The following is a 17,060-nucleotide window of genomic DNA, read 5'->3' on the forward strand; positions in this document are numbered from 1 at the left end:
TTTGGACCGCGTTTTCAGTCCGGCCCGCATAGCGTTCACAGCACTCATTGTGGTGCTTTTCTCACTTCTTGTGCCTGCACCGGCTCTGGCTGCGACGACGGAGACTGAGCCCAACAGCAGCATGTCGACTGCCACGGTGGTTCCCTTGGCAACCACAATCTCCGGGTCAACCCTCAGCGCAAACTCCTCCGACACCGACTACTACGCCGCCGACCTGCCCAAAGCAGGCAGGGCAGGGCTGAACTTCAAATTCCCCACCGGACTCGGAGCCGGATCCGCCTACACACTCAGCATCCTCAACGCCAACGGCACCACCCTCTACAACTTCGACCTCACCGGCAACAACGCCGACGGCACCTGGCTCGCCAGCCAAGGCACGTTCCTGCCCGCAGGCCGGGCCTACATCAAAATCTACGGCTACAGCGGCAACGCAAGCTGGGGGAAAACCTACACCCTGAACACCACACTGGCCGCCGGGACCGTTGAACTTGAACCCAACACCAGCACCTCCACCGCCACCGTGGTTCCGTTGGCAACCACAATCTCCGGGTCAACCCTCAGCGCAAACTCCTCCGACACCGACTACTACGCCGTCGACCTGCCCAAAGCAGGCAGGGCAGGGCTGAACTTCAAATTCCCCACCGGACTCGGAGCCGGATCCGCCTACACACTCAGCATCCTCAACGCCAACGGCACCACCCTCTACAACTTCGACCTCACCGGCAACAACGCCGACGGCACCTGGCTCGCCAGCCAAGGCACGTTCCTGCCCGCAGGCCGGGCCTACATCAAAATCTACGGCTACAGCGGCAACGCAAGCTGGGGGAAAACCTACACCCTGAACACCACACTGGCCGCCGGAACCGTTGAACTTGAACCCAACACCAGCACCTCCACCGCCACCGTGGTTCCGTTGGCAACCACAATCTCCGGGTCAACCCTCAGCGCAAACTCCTCCGACACCGACTACTACGCCGTCGACCTGCCCAAAGCAGGCAGGGCAGGGCTGAACTTCAAATTCCCCACCGGACTCGGAGCCGGATCCGCCTACACACTCAGCATCCTCAACGCCAACGGCACCACCCTCTACAACTTCGACCTCACCGGCAACAACGCCGACGGCACCTGGCTCGCCAGCCAACAGATAAACCTTCCGGTGGGCCGGGCCTACATCAAAATCTACGGCTACAGCGGCAACGCAAGCTGGGGCAAGACGTACACCCTAAATGCGGGATGGATCTGGTCCTCAACTCCGGTACCCTCCATCAGCGGGACCCCACAGGTGGGCCGGGCCCTGACGGCAGTCCCAGGAACCTGGTCACCTACACCGGATGCGATGAGCTATCAGTGGTTCCGTTCCGGGACCGCCATCACCGGCGCGGTAGGGAAAACCTACACGCCGGTTGGCGCCGACTACGGCAAGACCATCACTGTGAAGGTCACCGGAAACAAGGCCGGGTACCCCGCAGTATCCAGGACCTCCGCAGCCACAGCCGTGGTCGCGAAAGGCACCCTGGCGGCACCGGTTCCGACCATCACCGGCACCGCCCGGGTCGGTTCCACGCTGACCGCAGTTCCGGGCACCTGGGGACCCGCACCAGTGACGCTGGCGTACCAGTGGAAAGCCAACGGCGTGAGCATCACCGGCGCCACCGCGGCCACCTACAAACCCGTCGCAACCGATACCGGCAAAACCCTCACCGTAACCGTCACCGGAACCAAAACCGGCTACAACACCACCGCGAAAACCTCCGCCGCAACCCCCGCCGTCCTTTAACGGGAGTCCTTCGCGGCAGAGCCCCTGGCTTCCTGGCGCTGCTCCCCACGAGGCGGAACCGGATTTCTCCGGCCGGCTCCTGGGGAGCAGTCCAGCTGGAATTCGCTTCCCCTGTATGAGTCCCGGCCCGCGTTATCCACATAGGCTCAGTGCTCCGTATCGGCTTTTCCCGGGCCTGCCTAGGATCGGCGTATGACAACGTTCCAGGGCATTCCCTCAGGTGCTTTCGGGTTCTACGCGGAGCTCCAGGAAAACAACAACCGGGAGTGGTGGCTGGAGAACAGCCCCCGCTACCGGTCGCTGGTGCGGGAACCGCTGCTGGCGCTCCTGGCCGGGCTCGAACCGCGGTTCGGCCCGGGAAAGGTGTTCCGCCCCCAGCGGGACATGCGGTTTTTCCAGAACGGCCCGCCCTACAAAACGGCGCAGGGCGCCTTCGCCGCGGTGCAGGAAGGCCTCGGGTATTACCTGCACATCGGAGCGGACGGCCTGGCAGTGGGGGCTGGCTGCCACACCGTTTCGCCGGCGCAGCTTGCCAGGTACCGGAACTCGGTGGATGCGGCCGGGACCGGTGAGGCGCTCCGGCGCATCGTCGAAGCACTGGAAGCGACAGGTTTCGATGTGGAGGGCGAAACGCTACGGAACGTGCCGCGCGGTTTTCCCTCGAACCACCCGCGGGCGGATCTCCTCCGGTACAGGACCCTGGCAGCCGGCAAGGACCTTGGCCGGCCGGACTGGCTTGCTACGCCCGCAGCGGCACAGGAAACCGCGCAACTGTGGGATGCATTGCGTCCGCTGGTTGAGTGGATGGGCCGGCATGCTGCGCCCTGACTGGAAGTAGGGCTAGGCGGGGGTTTCCGGGACCGGCTGCGCTGCTGCCAGGAGACGGGTGTCCAGGTTGGTGAAGAAGACCGCCAGCATAAGCCGGAAGGCGTTGGTGGCGGCTTCCGGCTCATTCATCACCACAAAGTCGAACTGCAGGCCGTAAAAGGTTGCAGTGAAGAGCCGAGCGTCGGTGTCCGCAAACTCTTCGGCGATGCCCTGAACCTGCAGCCAGTCCCGGGTTTTGTGGTGCAGCAGCCGGAAGTGCTGTTGGGATGTGCCGCGGGGTTCGGCGGCAACGATGTCCTGGGCGGTGGCTTCGAATTCCAGGCGGGTCAGGTGCCGGTTCCGCTGGGCCATGGTCCACTGCCAGGATTCGAGCAGGAAGTCCCGCCAGGCGTCCCTGTCGATGTCCCGTACGTCGGTGTTCCGCATCCTGTCCAGGCGGGATTCGATGGACACCACAATGTCGGTGATCAGTTGCTCGCGGCTGCCGAAGTGGTACACCAGCACGTAGGAGCTCACACCGAGGCCTTCCGCGAGGCTGCGGAAGGTGACCTCGGCAAGGGTTTTATCCATCAGGTAGTCCAGGATGGCGCCCAGGAGCTCGGCTTTACGTTCGGGGCGGGTCAGGCGTGCCATGGGATCAATCCTAGGAGCCGGGCATGGCTCTGCCCGCCCGGGAGGACCCGGGCGGGCAGATACGGATGGTCAGGCGCGGGTGTACTCGTCACGGTCGTCGGGCTGGGACTCCGGGGCGGCAGTCCCGTTCACCGCCGTGCTGGCCGTGCTGAAGCGCTCGTTGAGGCGTGAGTGCCGCTGCCCGTACGCGAAGTAGATGGCCAGCCCGATCAGGAGCCAGATCACAAAGAAGATCCAGGTTTCCACGGCCAGGTTGGTCATCAGGTAGAGGCACAGGATTGCGGAGACCACCGGCAGGACCTTCCCGAAGGGTACCCGGAAGGCGGGCTTGAGGTCCGGGCGCTTCCGGCGCAGCACCAGGATGCCCAAGCTCACCACCACAAAGGCGGAGAGGGTGCCGATGTTGATCATTTCCTCGAGCAGGTCCACGTTGGTCAAACCGGCCACCACGGCAACTGCGGCGCCACAGATGATCTGGAGGCGCACCGGGGTGGAGCGTTTGTCGCTGGTTTTGGACAGGGAGCGCGGCAGCAGGCCGTCGCGGCTCATGGCCAGGACCACGCGGGACAGGCCCATCAGCAGCACCATGATCACCGTGGTCAGGCCCACCAGGGAACCGAACGCAATGACCTTGGCAGCGGTGGTGTCCCCCACCGCTTCGAAGGCGGTGGTCAGGGTGGGGTTCTCCGCCTCTGCCAGCTGTGTATAGGACACCATCCCGGTCAGCGCCAGGGAAACCAGGATGTAAAGGATGGTCACGAGGGCAAGGCCACCGAAGATGCCGCGCGGGAGAGTCTTCTGCGGGTTCTTCACTTCCTCGGCTGAGGTTGCCACCACGTCGAAGCCGATGAAGGCGAAGAACACGAGCGCAGCACCGGCGAAGACGCCCAGCGTGCCGTACTGCGCGGGGGCCGCCCCGGTGAGGAACCCGAAGAACGACTGCTTAAGGACGTCGGCAGCGCCGGTGCCGGCGGTGGGCTCGGCCGCAGGAATGAACGGGGCGTAGTTTTCAAACTTCACGTAGGTGAAGCCCACCACGATCACAAACAGGACCACGGCGATCTTGATCAGGGTAAAGACGTTGCCCACACGGGCGGACAGCTTGGTGCCCAGCACCAGGAGCACGGTGAAGATGGCAACGATCAGGAAGGCGCCCCAGTAGAGGTCAACGCCACCCAGGGAGATGGCCGGCGGAACGTCGGCACCCATCAGCGCGAACACGTTGCTGAGGTAAATGCCCCAGTACTTGGCGATCACCGCGGCCGCTGTGAAGAGTTCCAGGATCAGGTTCCAGCCGATGATCCAGGCGAGCAGCTCGCCCATGGTGGCGTACGTGAAAACATACGCGGAGCCGGCCACGGGGATCGCGGTGGCGAATTCGGCGTAGCACATGATGGCCAGCGCACAGGTAATGGCGGCGATGGCGAAGGACAGCGTCACAGCGGGGCCTGAGAAGTTGGCGGCAGCCTTGGCGCCCACGGAGAAGATTCCGGCCCCCACGGCAACGGCGACGCCCATGATCATCAGGTCCCAGGTACTCAGTGAGCGTTTGAGCTTGCGCCCGGGTTCATCGGCGTCGGCAATCGACTGCTCAATGGATTTTGTCCGGCGAAGGTTCATTGGGGATCACAATCCTGGTTTTGGCTGGAAACAGACCTATCAACGATAGTGTCCATCCACTGGACGGCTATATTCGTCTCAAATTTTGAGACGGATGAGGTGCCCGGCCGCAGCACACGGCCGGGCACCGGCCCGGTGCCAACGCCGATCGGTACGCCTTTTCAGGCGGGCCAATCCATCAGCGTTGACCTGATGAGGAAGCGTTTGCCTTCCGGTGCCTCAACCGAGAACCCGCTCCCGCGGCCCTGCACCACATCGACGGTGAGATGGGTGTGGCTCCAGTAATTGAACTGCTCCCGCGACATCCAGAACTCAAGGGGCTGGGGGTCGGTGCCGCCGAAGACGTCGAAGCGGCCCAGCAACACGTCGGAGTCGCCGGTGATGAATTCGCCGGCCGGGTAGCACATGGGTGAAGACCCGTCGCAGCACCCGCCGGACTGGTGGAACATCAGCGGGCCGTGCTGCTCCCACAGCTTGGCCAGCAGTTCCACCGCAGCGGGCGTGAGCGCCACCCGGGAAAAGTCTTCCCCGGGCAGCGTCACGGCGGCGTTGATCGGTTCTGCAGTCATCGGCTTAGAAGAAGCCGAGCTTGTTCTCGTCGTAGCTGACCAGGAGGTTCTTGGTCTGCTGGTAGTGGTCCAGCATCATCGCGTGGTTCTCACGGCCGATGCCCGAGGACTTGTAGCCGCCGAACGCGGCACCGGCCGGGTAGGCGTGGTAGTTGTTGACCCACACACGGCCCGCCTGGATTTCCCGGCCGGCACGGTAGGCGACGTTGCCGTTCCGGGACCAAACGCCGGCGCCCAGGCCGTACAGGGTGTCGTTGGCGAGGCCCATGGCGTCGTTGTAGTCGCTGAACCGGGTGACCGATACCACCGGGCCGAAGATTTCCTCCTGGAAGATCCGCATCCGGTTGTGGCCTTCGAACACCGTGGGCTGGACGTAGTAGCCGCCGGCCAGGTCGCCGGACAGTTCTGCCCGGGCACCGCCGATGAGGACCTTGGCGCCTTCCTGCCTGCCGATGTCCAGGTAGGAGAGGATCTTTTCGAGCTGGTCGTTGGATGCCTGTGCGCCCACCTGGGTGTCGGTGTCCAGCGGGTTGCCCTGCACCATCTTGCCCACCCGGGCGATGGCGTCGGCCATAAAGGAATCGTAGATCCCGTCCTGGACCAGGGCGCGGGACGGGCAGGTGCACACCTCGCCCTGGTTGAACGCGAACAGGGCGAAGCCCTCCTGGGCCTTGTCGTAGAACGCGTCGTTTTCCTGGGCCACGTCGTTGAAGAAGATGTTGGGGCTCTTGCCGCCCAGTTCAAGGGTGACCGGAATGAGGTTCTGGCTGGCGTACTGGCTGATCAGGCGCCCGGTGGTGGTTTCGCCGGTGAAGGCGATCTTCCGGATCCGGGAGCTGGAGGCGAGCGGTTTGCCAGCCTCAACACCGAATCCGTTGACCACATTGATGACCCCGGCCGGGAGCAGATCACCGATCAGCTCCATCAGCACCAGGATGGAAGTGGGCGTCTGTTCGGCCGGTTTCAGGACCACCGCGTTGCCGGCAGCGAGGGCCGGCGCGAGCTTCCAGACGGCCATAAGGATGGGGAAGTTCCACGGGATGATCTGGCCCACCACGCCCAGGGGCTCGTGGAAGTGGTAGGCAGTGGTGTCTTCGTCCAGCTGCGACAGCCTGCCTTCCTGGGCGCGCACGGCGGAGGCGAAGTAGCGGAAGTGGTCCGCGGCGAGGGGCATGTCGGCGTTGAGGGTCTCGCGGACGGGTTTGCCGTTGTCCCAGGACTCGGCGACGGCGAGTATTTCCAGGTTTTCGTCGATGCGGTCGGCGATCTTGTTCAGGATGGCGGCGCGCTCGGCCACGGAGGTCTTGCCCCAGGACGGCGCCACCTTGTGGGCCGCGTCCAGTGCCAGTTCGATGTCTTCGGCGGTTCCCCGGGCCACTTCGCAGAAGGGCTTGCCCGTTACGGGGGTGATGTTTTCGAAGTACTGGCCTTTGACGGGGGCCACCCACTCGCCGCCGATCCAGTTCTCGTAGCGGTCCTTGAAGGTGACCTTCGATCCGTCGGTGCCGGGCTGTGCGTAAACAGTCATTGCGAGCTCCTTTGCTGTGCATGAGGCGGCGGCCTGGTGCGGGCGCCCGCCGTTGCAGCCAGCCTAGGAGGGTGCAGGTTGCAGCAAGGTTGCAACCCGGAGGAGGAATGTCAGGGGGTTGCCGGGGATGCCCGGAGTTCGTCGTCGATCCGTTCCAGTTCGTCCACAACTGCCGCCCGCTTGGGTGAGCGGGCAGGGAGGAGGCGGAGCGCGGCGCGCCGGACGCCGACGTCGTTCCTTGCCTCGGGAAGTTCGGCGTACCGGAGCAGTGACTCGGCGCTGCCGTCGGTGAGGATCGCGTCGCGGAGCAGGGCCGAGACCCTGCCCCGCAAGGTGATGATTCCCGGCGCCTCGGAGTGCGGCAGCACCGCCCCACCGTAGATTTTCAGGGCCATCCGGTGGGCCCCCCGCTGCAGGCAGCTGAGGACCTGCCCCGAATCGGGGACCACGTCAACGGGCAGCCGGTACGGCCGGGAGGTGGGGACGGCGTCCGGATGAAGCTGCTGCAGGATCTTGCGGAGCCGGACCATCTCGGCGCGCAAGGTGATGGTGGAGCCGTCCCCCGGGTACAGCAACCCGCTGAGCTCCTCCGCGTTGAGCCCGTCCGGGTGGGTGCTGAGCAGGGCCAGGATCTCGCTGTGACGGGCGGACAACGCAACGGTCCGGCCCTGCAGGCTCAGCAGCGCCTGGTCCCGGCCCAGCAGTTGGAGGCTGTTCCGGTAGAGGCTGCCTTCCCGGACTGCCGGCGGCGGCGCCGCGGACCGCCGCCTGGCGGGCCTGCCGGCAAGGGACGCGGCGAGCTGGAGCCGTTCCACCCGCAGCTGGGCCTGCGCCGCGGCCACCGTGGCCTCCACCAGGGAAAGGGTGTGCGGCGCCACGGCGGAGGCTTTGCCGGTGATGTCCACAACGCCCAGGACGGCGCCGGAGTCGGGGTCGTGGAACGGCACGGCCGTGCAGCTCCAGGAGTGCACCGCGCGCTGGTAGTGCTCGGCCCCGGCGATCTGGATGCCCCGGCCCAGGGCCAGCGCGGTTCCGGGGGCGCTGGTGCCCACGGTGGCTTCGGACCAGTCCGCGCCGGGGACAAACATCATGCCTTCGGCCCGGCGCTGCAGGTCCGGGTCGCCGTCCACCCACAGCAGCCGGCCCACCTCGTCACCCACGGCCACCAGCAGGCCGCTGTCGTGGCTGGGCTGGACCAGGAGCCGGTTGATCACAGGCATGATCGCGGCTAGCGGGTGGCGGCGCCGGTAGTCCTCCAGCTCGTCCCGGTCCAGGGCCAGCGGGGCGGCGGGGTTATCCGGGTTGGCCTGCAGGCGCGCGGACCGTTGCCAGGACTCCCGGATCAGCCGGCGCAGGCCCGGGATCTCAGGTGTTCCGCCGGGCATTCCGTGGTCCAGGAACTCGTGGCCGGCCATGGCGGCACGCTGGGTGGTGGCCGCACCCGGCGGCTGGCTCACGTTCGGCATTGAACTCCCAGGTGATGGGCGGCATCAGGCTGCCGGCCCGGCCATTCTAACCCCGCCCGGAAGTCCCCGGGCGGGATCCTCAGTCGCGGGAAATCCGGACCATGTCCTCCCGGGGAACCACCTTGATCCGTTCGCGGGCCACCCCGCTGGACCCGTCCGCGGTCCAGGCGGCGCCCAGGGCGGCTTCGTGGGCGTCGAGCCGGTTCCAGCCCTCCCACGTGGTGTATTCGACGCCGCGCTCCTCAAGGAGGTCGATGATGGCCTGCGGGTCGGGGTTCTGCGCCGGCGGCAGCGTGAGCCTGTCCTCCAGCAGGAAGCCGATGGTTTCCAGGGCGTCGCCCTTGGTGTGGCCGATCAGGCCCACCGGTCCGCGCTTGATCCAGCCTGTGGCGTAGATACCGGGGACAGCGGCCCCGGCAGCGTCGAGGACCCGGCCGCCCTCATTGGGAATGACACCGCGCTTGGCGTCGTATTCCAGTTCCGCCAGCGGCGAGCCGTGGTAACCGATGGCCCGGTAGACGGCCTGGACCGGGTATTCAACGAACTCCCCCGTGCCTTTGGCGTTGCCGGTGCCGTCCAGCTGCATCCGCTCGAACTTGATCCCCGAGACCGAGCCTGTGCCGCCGTCCTGGATTTCCACCGGGCTGTGCAGGAAGTGCAGGTGCAGCCGGCGGGAGGAGGGTTCCTCGGCTTCGGCGTGCTCTTCGACAAGCCAGTTGGTCAGCGTGTTCACCATGGTTTTGATCTGGTTGTTGCTGCGGATGGCCTCATCGGAGGCCTCGTCGAACTCGAAGTCCTCCGGGTACAGCACAATGTCCACGTCGTTCATGTGGCTGAGCTCGCGCAGCTCCAGCGGCGTGAACTTGACCTGGGCGGGGCCGCGCCGGCCAAAGACGTGCACATCGGTGACAGGTGAGGATTTCAGGCCCTGGTAGACGTTGTCCGGGATTTCGGTGCTGAGCAGTTCCTCCGGGTGCTTGACCAGCATGCGCGCCACGTCAAGGGCCACGTTGCCGTTGCCGATCACGGCGATTTCCCGGGCCTCCAGCGGCCACTCCCGGGGGACGTCCGGGTGGCCGTCATACCAGGATACGAAGTCCGCGCCGCCGTAGGAGCCGGCCATGCCGATGCCGGGAATGTCCAGGTCGGCGTCCCGGATGGCGCCGGTGGAGAAGATCACGGCGTCGTAGAAGGCCCGGAAGTCGTGCAGGGTGAGGTCCCTGCCGTAGGCCACGTTCCCCAGGAAGCGGATGTCGCCGCGGTCCAGGACCTTGTGCAATGCGTTGACGATCCCCTTGATCCGGGGATGGTCAGGGGCCACGCCGTAGCGGATCAGGCCGTAGGGTGCGGGATAGGCCTCGAAGAGGTCGATGCTGACCTCGAAGTCGCCGTCCTTGACGCCGCTGGATTTGGTGAGGATATCGGCGGCGTACACACCCGCGGGCCCAGCCCCCACGATGGCGACGCGGAGGGGACGGGTGGCGGCGGAGGCGCTGTGGTTGGTCACCGGGGGCCCTTCTGACGATGCGGGTGCGCCGCACCGGCGCACAGTTCCCAATTCTAGGCCTTAGCCGTTTTTGGCCAGCGGAACCACCGCGCCTTCCCGGTAAAGCAGCGCCCGCAGTTCGGACTCGGCGGAGTCCGGCCGTTTGGGGTCGATGGTCTCGCCATTGTTGTAGTGGTCCAGCACGCGCGGGTCCACGTAGCTTTTCCGGGCGATGGACGGGGTGTTGCCCAGCACCTCGGCGGCAGCCTGCATGGCGGCGCTGACGGCCCGCTTCCTTTTGGCAACGGTGGGCCGCGGACCGGTCCGGGCCAGGCTGCCGGCGGCAGCAATGGTGCCGCGCAGGGTGCGGAAATCCTTGGCGGTGAAGTCGGAGCCGGTGCGTTCCTTGACGTAGGCGTTGATGTCGGAGCTGGTGACCGGGCGCCAGTTCCTGCCCTCCTTGTAGGCGAGCAGCCGGGCCTTGCCGCCGCGCTTCTTGAGCTGGCGCACCAGGGCGGCGAGGTCGGCGTCGCGGATTTCCGATTCCCAGTCCTTGCCGCTCTTGGCGGGAAACGCCAGCAGGATCCTGTCCTGGCGGACCTGGGCGTGCGCGCACAGCAGGGTGGCCAGCCCGCGGCTGCCGTTTTCGTTGGTGTACCGTTCGGAGCCCACCCGCAGTGATCCGCTGTCCAGCATCCGGAACGCCCCGGCCAGCACCCGTTCGCGGGAGAAGCCTTCGCTGCGCAGGTCCACGGTGACCATCCGCCGGGCCGATGGCAGGGATTCGGCCAGCTGCAGGGACCTGACGAACTTCAGCCGGTCCTTCCGTTGCCGCCATTCCGGATGGTAGATGTACTGCCGCCGCCCCACGGCGTCCACCCCGGTGGCCTGGATGTGGCCATTTTCGAACGGGGCAATCCACACGTCCGTCCACGCCGGCGGGATCCCGATGCTGTCCAGGCGGTCCCGGACGTCTCCGGCCGGCACGGTGGAGCCGTCCAGGTCCCGGTAGCTGAACCCTTTTCCGGCAGGGATGCGCCGGTATCCACGCCCTGAGGCGTTGCTGCGCCGGAGCCTCATGGGGCGGTGGCCGGCAGTTCCGCTGATGTCATAAAAGCAAGCCTACTGACCAATGCCGGGATTGCCGCCCGGCACGCGTGGAATACCTGCCGGAAGCCTGCTGTTATGGTTGCGTGCCCTCACCCGAACAAACCGCCCCTGCCAGCCTCAACCCGGCCACCGCGCCTCCCGTCCAGGGAGCCGGGCCCAAAGCCGTGGATAAAGAGACGACGGCGGGGGTCCTGTTCGGGATCGGCGCATACGGGCTGTGGGGGCTGCTGCCGCTCTACTTCATTGTCCTGGTGCCCGCCGGCGCGGTTGAGATCGTGGCCAACCGGATTGTGTGGTCGCTGCTTTTCTGCGCTCTCCTGCTCACGGTCACCCGCTCCTGGCCGGCCATCGCCGCGGCGGTGCGGGACCGGAAGGTCTTTGCTCCGTTGGCGCTGGCTGCCCTGCTGATCGCCATCAACTGGCTCACCTATACCTACGGCGTGACCTCGGGCCAGGCCGTGGAGGCAGCCCTGGGCTACTTCATCAACCCCCTGGTCTCCGTGCTGCTGGGCGTGATCGTCCTGAAGGAACGGCTGCGCCCGCTGCAGTGGGCCGCCGTCGGAACCGGGTTTGTGGCGGTCGGCGTCCTGACCTATTCCTACGGAAAGCTACCGTGGATCGCACTCACCCTGGCGTTCAGCTTCGGCTTCTACGGCTTTGTGAAAAAACGGGTGGGTGCCAGGGTTGACGCCCTGACCAGCCTGAGCGTGGAGACCGCCGTGCTGGCGCCGCTGGCCGGGATCACCATGATCGTCCTGGCAGTCAACGGCACGGCCACCCTGGCCACCAACGGGCCGGCGCACTTCTGGATCCTGGCAGCATCGGGAATCATCACAGCTATTCCGCTGCTGTTTTTCGGCGCCTCGGCCCGCCGCCTTCCCATGACCACCATCGGCCTGCTGCAGTACCTGGCCCCGATCCTGCAGTTCATTGTTGCCCTGCTGGTGTTCCGGGAGGCCATGCCGGCGGAGCGGTGGATCGGCTTCGGCGTTGTGTGGCTGGCACTGCTGCTGCTCACCGTCGACATGCTGGCCACCGCACGGCGGCACGCCGTGGACCGGAAACGGGCCCTGCGCGCCGCAGCAGCCTGACCGGAGCGGCGGACCGGGAGCGCCCGCGGCTACTGGAGCGCCCGCGGAGACGCCAAAGGCGGGCCAGCCGAAACTGGCCCGCCTTTGTGCAGGGTGAGGTTCCTAGGCGTGCGCCTTGATGGCGGCGGCCAGGACGTCCAGGCCGTCGTTCAGGAGCTCGTCAGAGATGACCAGCGGCGGGAGCAGGCGGATCACGTTGCCGTAGGTGCCGCAGGTGAGGATGATGACGCCCTCCTTGAGGCAGGCTGCGGCGACGGCCTTGGTCAGGTCGGTGTTGGGCTCCTTGGAACCGGCCTGGACCAGCTCGATGGCCAGCATGGCGCCGCGGCCGCGGACATCGCCGATCACGCCGGTCCCGGCGGCGGAGAGCTCTGACTGCAGCGCGCGGAGCCGGGTGGTGGCCACGTCCTCGATGTGGCGGGCACGGCCGGCGAGGTCGTACTGCTCCATGGAGCCGATGGACGCCAGCGCGGCGGCGCAGGCCACCGGGTTGCCGCCGTAGGTGCCGCCGAGGCCGCCGGGGTGGACGGCGTCGAGCAGGTCTGCCCGGCCGGTAATGGCGGACAGCGGCATGCCGCCGGCGATGCCCTTGGCCATGGTCAGGATGTCCGGGATGACGCCTTCGTGGTTGACGGCGAACCATTCACCAGTGCGGCAGAAGCCCGACTGGACCTCGTCAGCGATGAAGACGATGCCTTTTTCCTTGGCCCAGTCGGCCAGGGCCGGCAGGAAGCCTTCGGCAGGGACAATAAAGCCGCCCTCGCCCTGGATGGGCTCGATGATGATCGCGGCGACCTGGTCCCCGCCGATCTGCTTTTCGATCATGGTGATGGCGCGCTTGGCGGCCTCGGCGCCCGTGATCGAGGGGTTTTCCTCGCGGTACGGGTAGCTCATGGGCATGCGGTAGACCTCGGGCGCGAACGGGCCGAAGTTGGTTTTGTACGGCATGGCCTTGGCGGTCAGCGCCATGGTCAGGTTTGTGCGGCCGTGGTAGGCGTGGTCGAAGGCCACAACGGCGTCGCGTCCGGTGGCCAGGCGGGCCACCTTGACGGCGTTTTCCACGGCTTCGGCACCGGAGTTGAAGAGCACGGTGCGCTTTTCGTGGTCACCCGGGGTGAGCCGGTTCAGCTGTTCGGCAACCGCCACGTAGCTTTCGTACGGGGTGACCATAAAGCAGGTGTGGGTGAAGTGCTCCACGGCTTCCTTCACGGCGCCCACGACGGCGGGATCGGAGGCGCCCACGCTGGTCACCGCGATGCCTGAGCCGAGGTCGATGAAGGAGTTGCCGTCGACGTCGTGGATGATGCCGCCGTCGGCGTCGGCAACAAAGACGGGGACGCTGGAGGCGACGCCGGCAGCTACCACAGCCTTGCGGCGTTCGGTCAGTGCCACGGACTTGGGGCCCGGGAAGTCGGCCTGGACGCGGCGCTTCTGCTCCAGGCGGTAGGTGATGTCGGGTGCTGTGGTGGTCATGTCAGGCCTTTCAGGGAAACCGGGGTTGCAGAGCGAGGATGGGGGTCAGGAGTCCAGCGCGCTCATCACGTGCTTGATGCGGGTGTAGTCCTCCACGCCGTACATGGAGAGGTCCTTGCCGTAACCGGACTGCTTGAAGCCGCCGTGCGGCATTTCGGCGGTGAGGAGGATGTGGGTGTTGATCCAGACTGCACCGAAGTCCAGGTCGCGGCTCAGGCGCATGGCCGTGCCGTGGTCGGTGGTCCAGATGCTGGAGGCCAGGGCGTAGTCCACGTCGTTGGCCAGCTCCACGGCTTCGGCTTCGGTGCTGAACCGCTGCACGGTGATGACCGGGCCGAACGTTTCCTGCTGGACCACATCGTCCGTCTGCCTGGCGCCCGTGATGATGGTGGGTTCGAAGAAGAAGCCCTTGTCGCCTGCGCGGTGGCCGCCGGTTTCGATCCGGCAGTTTGCGGGCAGGTTTTCCACCACGGAGGTGACCTGCTTGAAGTGGTTGACGTTGTTCAGCGGCCCGAAGTAGTTCTCTTCGTCGTCCTGCGAACCGGTGTGCAGCGTTTTGGTGTGCTCCACCATGGCGGCCACAACGTCGTCGTGCACCTCGTCCTGGACCAGCACCCGGGTGATGGCCGTGCAGTCCTGGCCGGCGTTGAAGAAGGCGAACTCCGCGATGGCCGCTGCGCTCTTTTTGAGGTCTGCGTCCTTGAACACGATGGCGGGTGCCTTGCCGCCCAGCTCCAGGTGGGCGCGCTTGAGGCCCTTCGCGGCGCCGGAAGCCACAGCGATGCCGGCCCGGACCGAACCGGTGATGGACACCAGGCCGGGGACCTTGTGCTCCACCATCAGCGAACCGGTCTCGCCGGTGCCCAGGACGACGTTCAGGACACCGGCGGGCAGGATCTCCCCTGCGAGCCGGGCCAGCACCAGGGTGGATTCGGGGGTGGTGTCCGAGGGTTTGAGGACCACGGTGTTGCCGGCGGCGAGCGCGGGGCCGATCTTCCAGATGGCCATCAGGAACGGGTAGTTCCAGGGGGCCACCTGCGCCACCACACCGATGGGTTCGCGGCGGACGTAGGAGGTGTGGCCCTCGAAGTATTCGCCGGCGGACTTGCCTTCCAGGATGCGGGCGGCGCCGGCGAAGAAGCGGAGCTGGTCGGCGCCGGCGGCTACTTCCTCCGAAGCGATCAGCGAACGCACCTGGCCGGTGTTGCGGTGCTGGGCCTCGACCAGTTCAGCACTGTTCGCCTCAACGGCGTCCGCGAGCTTGAGCAGCATCAGCTGCCGCTGCCCGGGGGTGACGTGCTTCCACGTGCGGAACGCGTCCTTGGCGGCCGCCATGGCTGCATCAACGTCTGCTGCCACGGAGACGGGCGAGTGGGCCACCACCTCACCGTTGGTGGGGTTCACGATGTCCAGCAGGTCGGTGCCGGCCGGGGTGACGAACTGTCCGTTGATGAAGTTCTGCAAGGTCTGGACCACGGTGTGCAACCTCTTTCATAGGGGCCATCGGCGCCAGGGCGGATGGATGGAACTGCCTTGAGCCTATGCCAGCACCCTGCCGCCGTGAATAGCCACCTGCACACCTTTAGCCGCTGGGGTTAGTGCGGTTGCCCAGCGTCCGTTTATCCTTGTGGCATGGCCATTTCCCTTGCTGCCCTCCTTGGTGTGGGCTCCCTGAAGCTGTCCAACGTGGGAGTCGCCGAAACCACCTGGAACCAGGACATCAACTGGGTGGCCGTGACGGAACTTGAGGATCCGCAGCGCTTCATCAACGGCGGCGAGCTGGTGCTGACCACCGGGCTGCGCCTCCGGTCCGCTCCGGAGCAGCGCCGGTTTGTCCGCCAGGTCCAGCGGGCCGGGGCTGTGGGGATCGGCTTCGGTGTGGGCCTGACGCATGACGCAGTGCCGCCGGCGCTGCTGGCGGAAGCCAACCGCTGGGGCCTGCCCGTGGTGGAGGTCCCGTACGAGACCCCGTTCATCGCGATCGGCAAACTCGTGGCGGACGCCCAGTCCGCTGACCACTACGCCAAGCTGGAGCGGCTCATCGCTGGGCACCAGGTCCTCGCCCGGGCGCTGCTGACCGGCGGCGGCCTGGCGGAGCTCCTCAAGCACCTGGGCAGCATGCTGCGGACGGACATCGCGTTGAGCCAGTTCACGGCCCAGCTGTACAACAGCACCAGCGAATCCCCCGCCGCCGATACGTGGTCCTCCTACCCCATCCCCACCGGCCGCCGGGACGCCTGCACGCTCTGGGTCCGGCAGCCTTTTGAGGACTCCGGGATCATTGGCTACGCCCAGAACCTGATCAGCGTGGAGTTGAACAACATGGTCAAGCAGCGGCAGGCCCAACGTGCCCTGTGCGGGCAGGTGCTGGAGGACGTGATCCACGGGGCGCTGGAAACCAGCGAGGCGCAGCGCCGGCTGGCCGGGGTGGGCGTGAACAGCACCCGGAAGAACGTGGTGCTCCTGGCCGTTTCCGCCGCCCATAACAAGGCCCTGGGGAGCACCTCGGTGCCGCGCGGCCTCGAAAACGCCGTGGCCGCCGTCGTGGGCAAGGACCTTGTCCTGGTGATCAATGACGACGGCGGTACGGCGCCGGCGCTGGCCCGCCAGCTCAGCGACCACCTCGCGGAGGCCGGCATCCACGCCACCATCGGCATCGGCGGCGCCTACACCAAACCCAACGGCCTGCGGTGGAGCTACTTCGAGGCCCGGGACGCTGCCAGCCACGGCCTGCCGGTCAACGAACCGGAGCGCCTCAGCCTGACCTCGCTGCTGCTGGCCAGCGAAGACGTGCCCCTCGCCGACATGGCGCACGAGTCCTTGAATCCGCTGCGGACCTTCGATGCGGCGCACGGCGCGGAGCTGATGGCCACGCTGGAAAGCTACCTGAACAACAACGGCTCCGTGGCGGCCGTGGCCGAGGAACTCACGCTGCACCGCAACACCGTCAGGTACCGGCTGGCACAGATCACTGAGCTGACGGGGTACGACCCCGCCGTCACCACCGACAGGGTCCAGCTCTGGCTGGCGTTGGCTGTGGCGCGGCTCTCGGCACGGCAGGGGAAGTAGGAATTCCCATCCGGAATTCCAGCAGGTCCGAATGCTCCTATGACACCTTCGGGTGTGTGGAAACATTTGCTACCTGACTGGAGATGACTGTGAACAAGACTGCCAAGACCCTGACCCGCACCGCCGCCGCCTCCCTGCTGGCCCTGACGGCCTTCGCCGCCACCTCGCTTCCGGCCCAGGCAGCCACGTCCGACGCCGGGACAAAGGTTGGGCAGGTGGCCGCAGCCAAGGACGCCACTATCCTCAGCGGCCTCTTCAGCGGCGGGTTCCTCAACGGCGGCCTGATCAACGGTCCGCTGGTGGAGGGCCCCGTAGTGGATGGCCCCCTAGTGGGCATTGGCAACGTGGGCCCGTTCCAGTTCGGCCAGTTCCAGTAACACCCGGCTGATTCCGCGGCGCCGGCTTTGAGC

General features: G+C 66.5%; 14 protein-coding genes. 5 read left to right on the forward strand and 9 right to left on the reverse strand.

The genetic code is table 11. The annotated features are described in order from the left end of the window. Positions 1–145: 145 nt before the first annotated feature. Together ACRB8A_RS14430 and ACRB8A_RS14435 are read left to right on the forward strand one after the other, a co-directional pair. Entirely contained in the window at positions 146–1,777 is a 1,632-nt protein-coding gene (locus ACRB8A_RS14430) for a hypothetical protein (RefSeq protein ID WP_432244929.1), read from the forward strand. 192 nt (positions 1,778–1,969) lie between these two features. Continuing rightward, positions 1,970–2,605, forward strand: a complete 636-nt coding sequence (locus ACRB8A_RS14435; protein WP_285241701.1) for a DUF2461 domain-containing protein — start codon at positions 1,970–1,972, stop codon at positions 2,603–2,605. A 12-nt stretch (positions 2,606–2,617) separates the two neighbouring features. Here ACRB8A_RS14435 and ACRB8A_RS14440 read toward each other — a convergent pair whose 3' ends face one another. From ACRB8A_RS14440 to ACRB8A_RS14470, 7 genes are all read right to left on the reverse strand, one after another. Then, positions 2,618–3,238 carry a TetR/AcrR family transcriptional regulator gene (locus tag ACRB8A_RS14440; protein WP_432244930.1) on the reverse strand — a complete coding sequence of 207 codons (621 nt, stop codon included), beginning with the start codon at positions 3,236–3,238 and terminating at the stop codon, positions 2,618–2,620. Between the two features lie 69 nt (positions 3,239–3,307). Continuing rightward, positions 3,308–4,858, reverse strand: a complete 1,551-nt coding sequence (locus ACRB8A_RS14445) for an amino acid permease (protein WP_432244931.1) — start codon at positions 4,856–4,858, stop codon at positions 3,308–3,310. 161 nt (positions 4,859–5,019) lie between these two features. Next, on the reverse strand, positions 5,020–5,427 hold the full coding sequence (locus ACRB8A_RS14450; protein WP_432244932.1) for a DUF779 domain-containing protein: 408 nt from the start codon (positions 5,425–5,427) through the stop codon (positions 5,020–5,022). Between the two features lie 4 nt (positions 5,428–5,431). Next, complete coding sequence (exaC, locus tag ACRB8A_RS14455) at positions 5,432–6,955, reverse strand: acetaldehyde dehydrogenase ExaC (protein WP_432244933.1); 1,524 nt, start codon at positions 6,953–6,955, stop codon at positions 5,432–5,434. 110 nt (positions 6,956–7,065) lie between these two features. Then, positions 7,066–8,421 carry a GAF domain-containing protein gene (locus ACRB8A_RS14460; RefSeq protein WP_432244934.1) on the reverse strand — a complete coding sequence of 452 codons (1,356 nt, stop codon included), beginning with the start codon at positions 8,419–8,421 and terminating at the stop codon, positions 7,066–7,068. Between the two features lie 79 nt (positions 8,422–8,500). Then, positions 8,501–9,928, reverse strand: a complete 1,428-nt coding sequence (locus ACRB8A_RS14465; RefSeq protein ID WP_056596862.1) for an FAD-dependent oxidoreductase — start codon at positions 9,926–9,928, stop codon at positions 8,501–8,503. A 60-nt stretch (positions 9,929–9,988) separates the two neighbouring features. Beyond that, entirely contained in the window at positions 9,989–10,987 is a 999-nt protein-coding gene (locus ACRB8A_RS14470) for a DNA topoisomerase IB (protein ID WP_432244935.1), read from the reverse strand. A gap of 113 nt (positions 10,988–11,100) precedes the next feature. Between ACRB8A_RS14470 and rarD the strand changes: the two genes are divergently transcribed. After that, positions 11,101–12,108, forward strand: coding sequence for an EamA family transporter RarD (gene rarD, locus ACRB8A_RS14475; RefSeq protein ID WP_082484016.1), 1,008 nt, complete (start codon positions 11,101–11,103; stop codon positions 12,106–12,108). A 102-nt stretch (positions 12,109–12,210) separates the two neighbouring features. On the opposite strand, the gene gabT is transcribed toward rarD, so the two are convergent. Together gabT and ACRB8A_RS14485 are read right to left on the reverse strand one after the other, a co-directional pair. After that, positions 12,211–13,581, reverse strand: a complete 1,371-nt coding sequence (gene gabT / locus ACRB8A_RS14480) for a 4-aminobutyrate--2-oxoglutarate transaminase (RefSeq protein WP_056596855.1) — start codon at positions 13,579–13,581, stop codon at positions 12,211–12,213. A gap of 45 nt (positions 13,582–13,626) precedes the next feature. Further along, positions 13,627–15,057 carry an aminobutyraldehyde dehydrogenase gene (locus tag ACRB8A_RS14485; RefSeq protein WP_050685253.1) on the reverse strand — a complete coding sequence of 477 codons (1,431 nt, stop codon included), beginning with the start codon at positions 15,055–15,057 and terminating at the stop codon, positions 13,627–13,629. A 156-nt stretch (positions 15,058–15,213) separates the two neighbouring features. Here ACRB8A_RS14485 and ACRB8A_RS14490 point away from each other — a divergent pair, with 156 nt between their 5' ends. Then, positions 15,214–16,650 (forward strand): PucR family transcriptional regulator, encoded by a 1,437-nt coding sequence (locus tag ACRB8A_RS14490; protein ID WP_050685241.1) that lies wholly within the window; start codon positions 15,214–15,216, stop codon positions 16,648–16,650. 89 nt (positions 16,651–16,739) lie between these two features. Then, complete coding sequence (locus ACRB8A_RS14495) at positions 16,740–17,027, forward strand: hypothetical protein (protein WP_056596850.1); 288 nt, start codon at positions 16,740–16,742, stop codon at positions 17,025–17,027. The last annotated feature ends 33 nt before the right edge of the window (positions 17,028–17,060 follow it).

Origin of the sequence: Arthrobacter sp. G.S.26 (genome assembly GCF_050847375.1) — a bacterium.
Classification (GTDB): Bacteria; Actinomycetota; Actinomycetes; order Actinomycetales; family Micrococcaceae; genus Arthrobacter.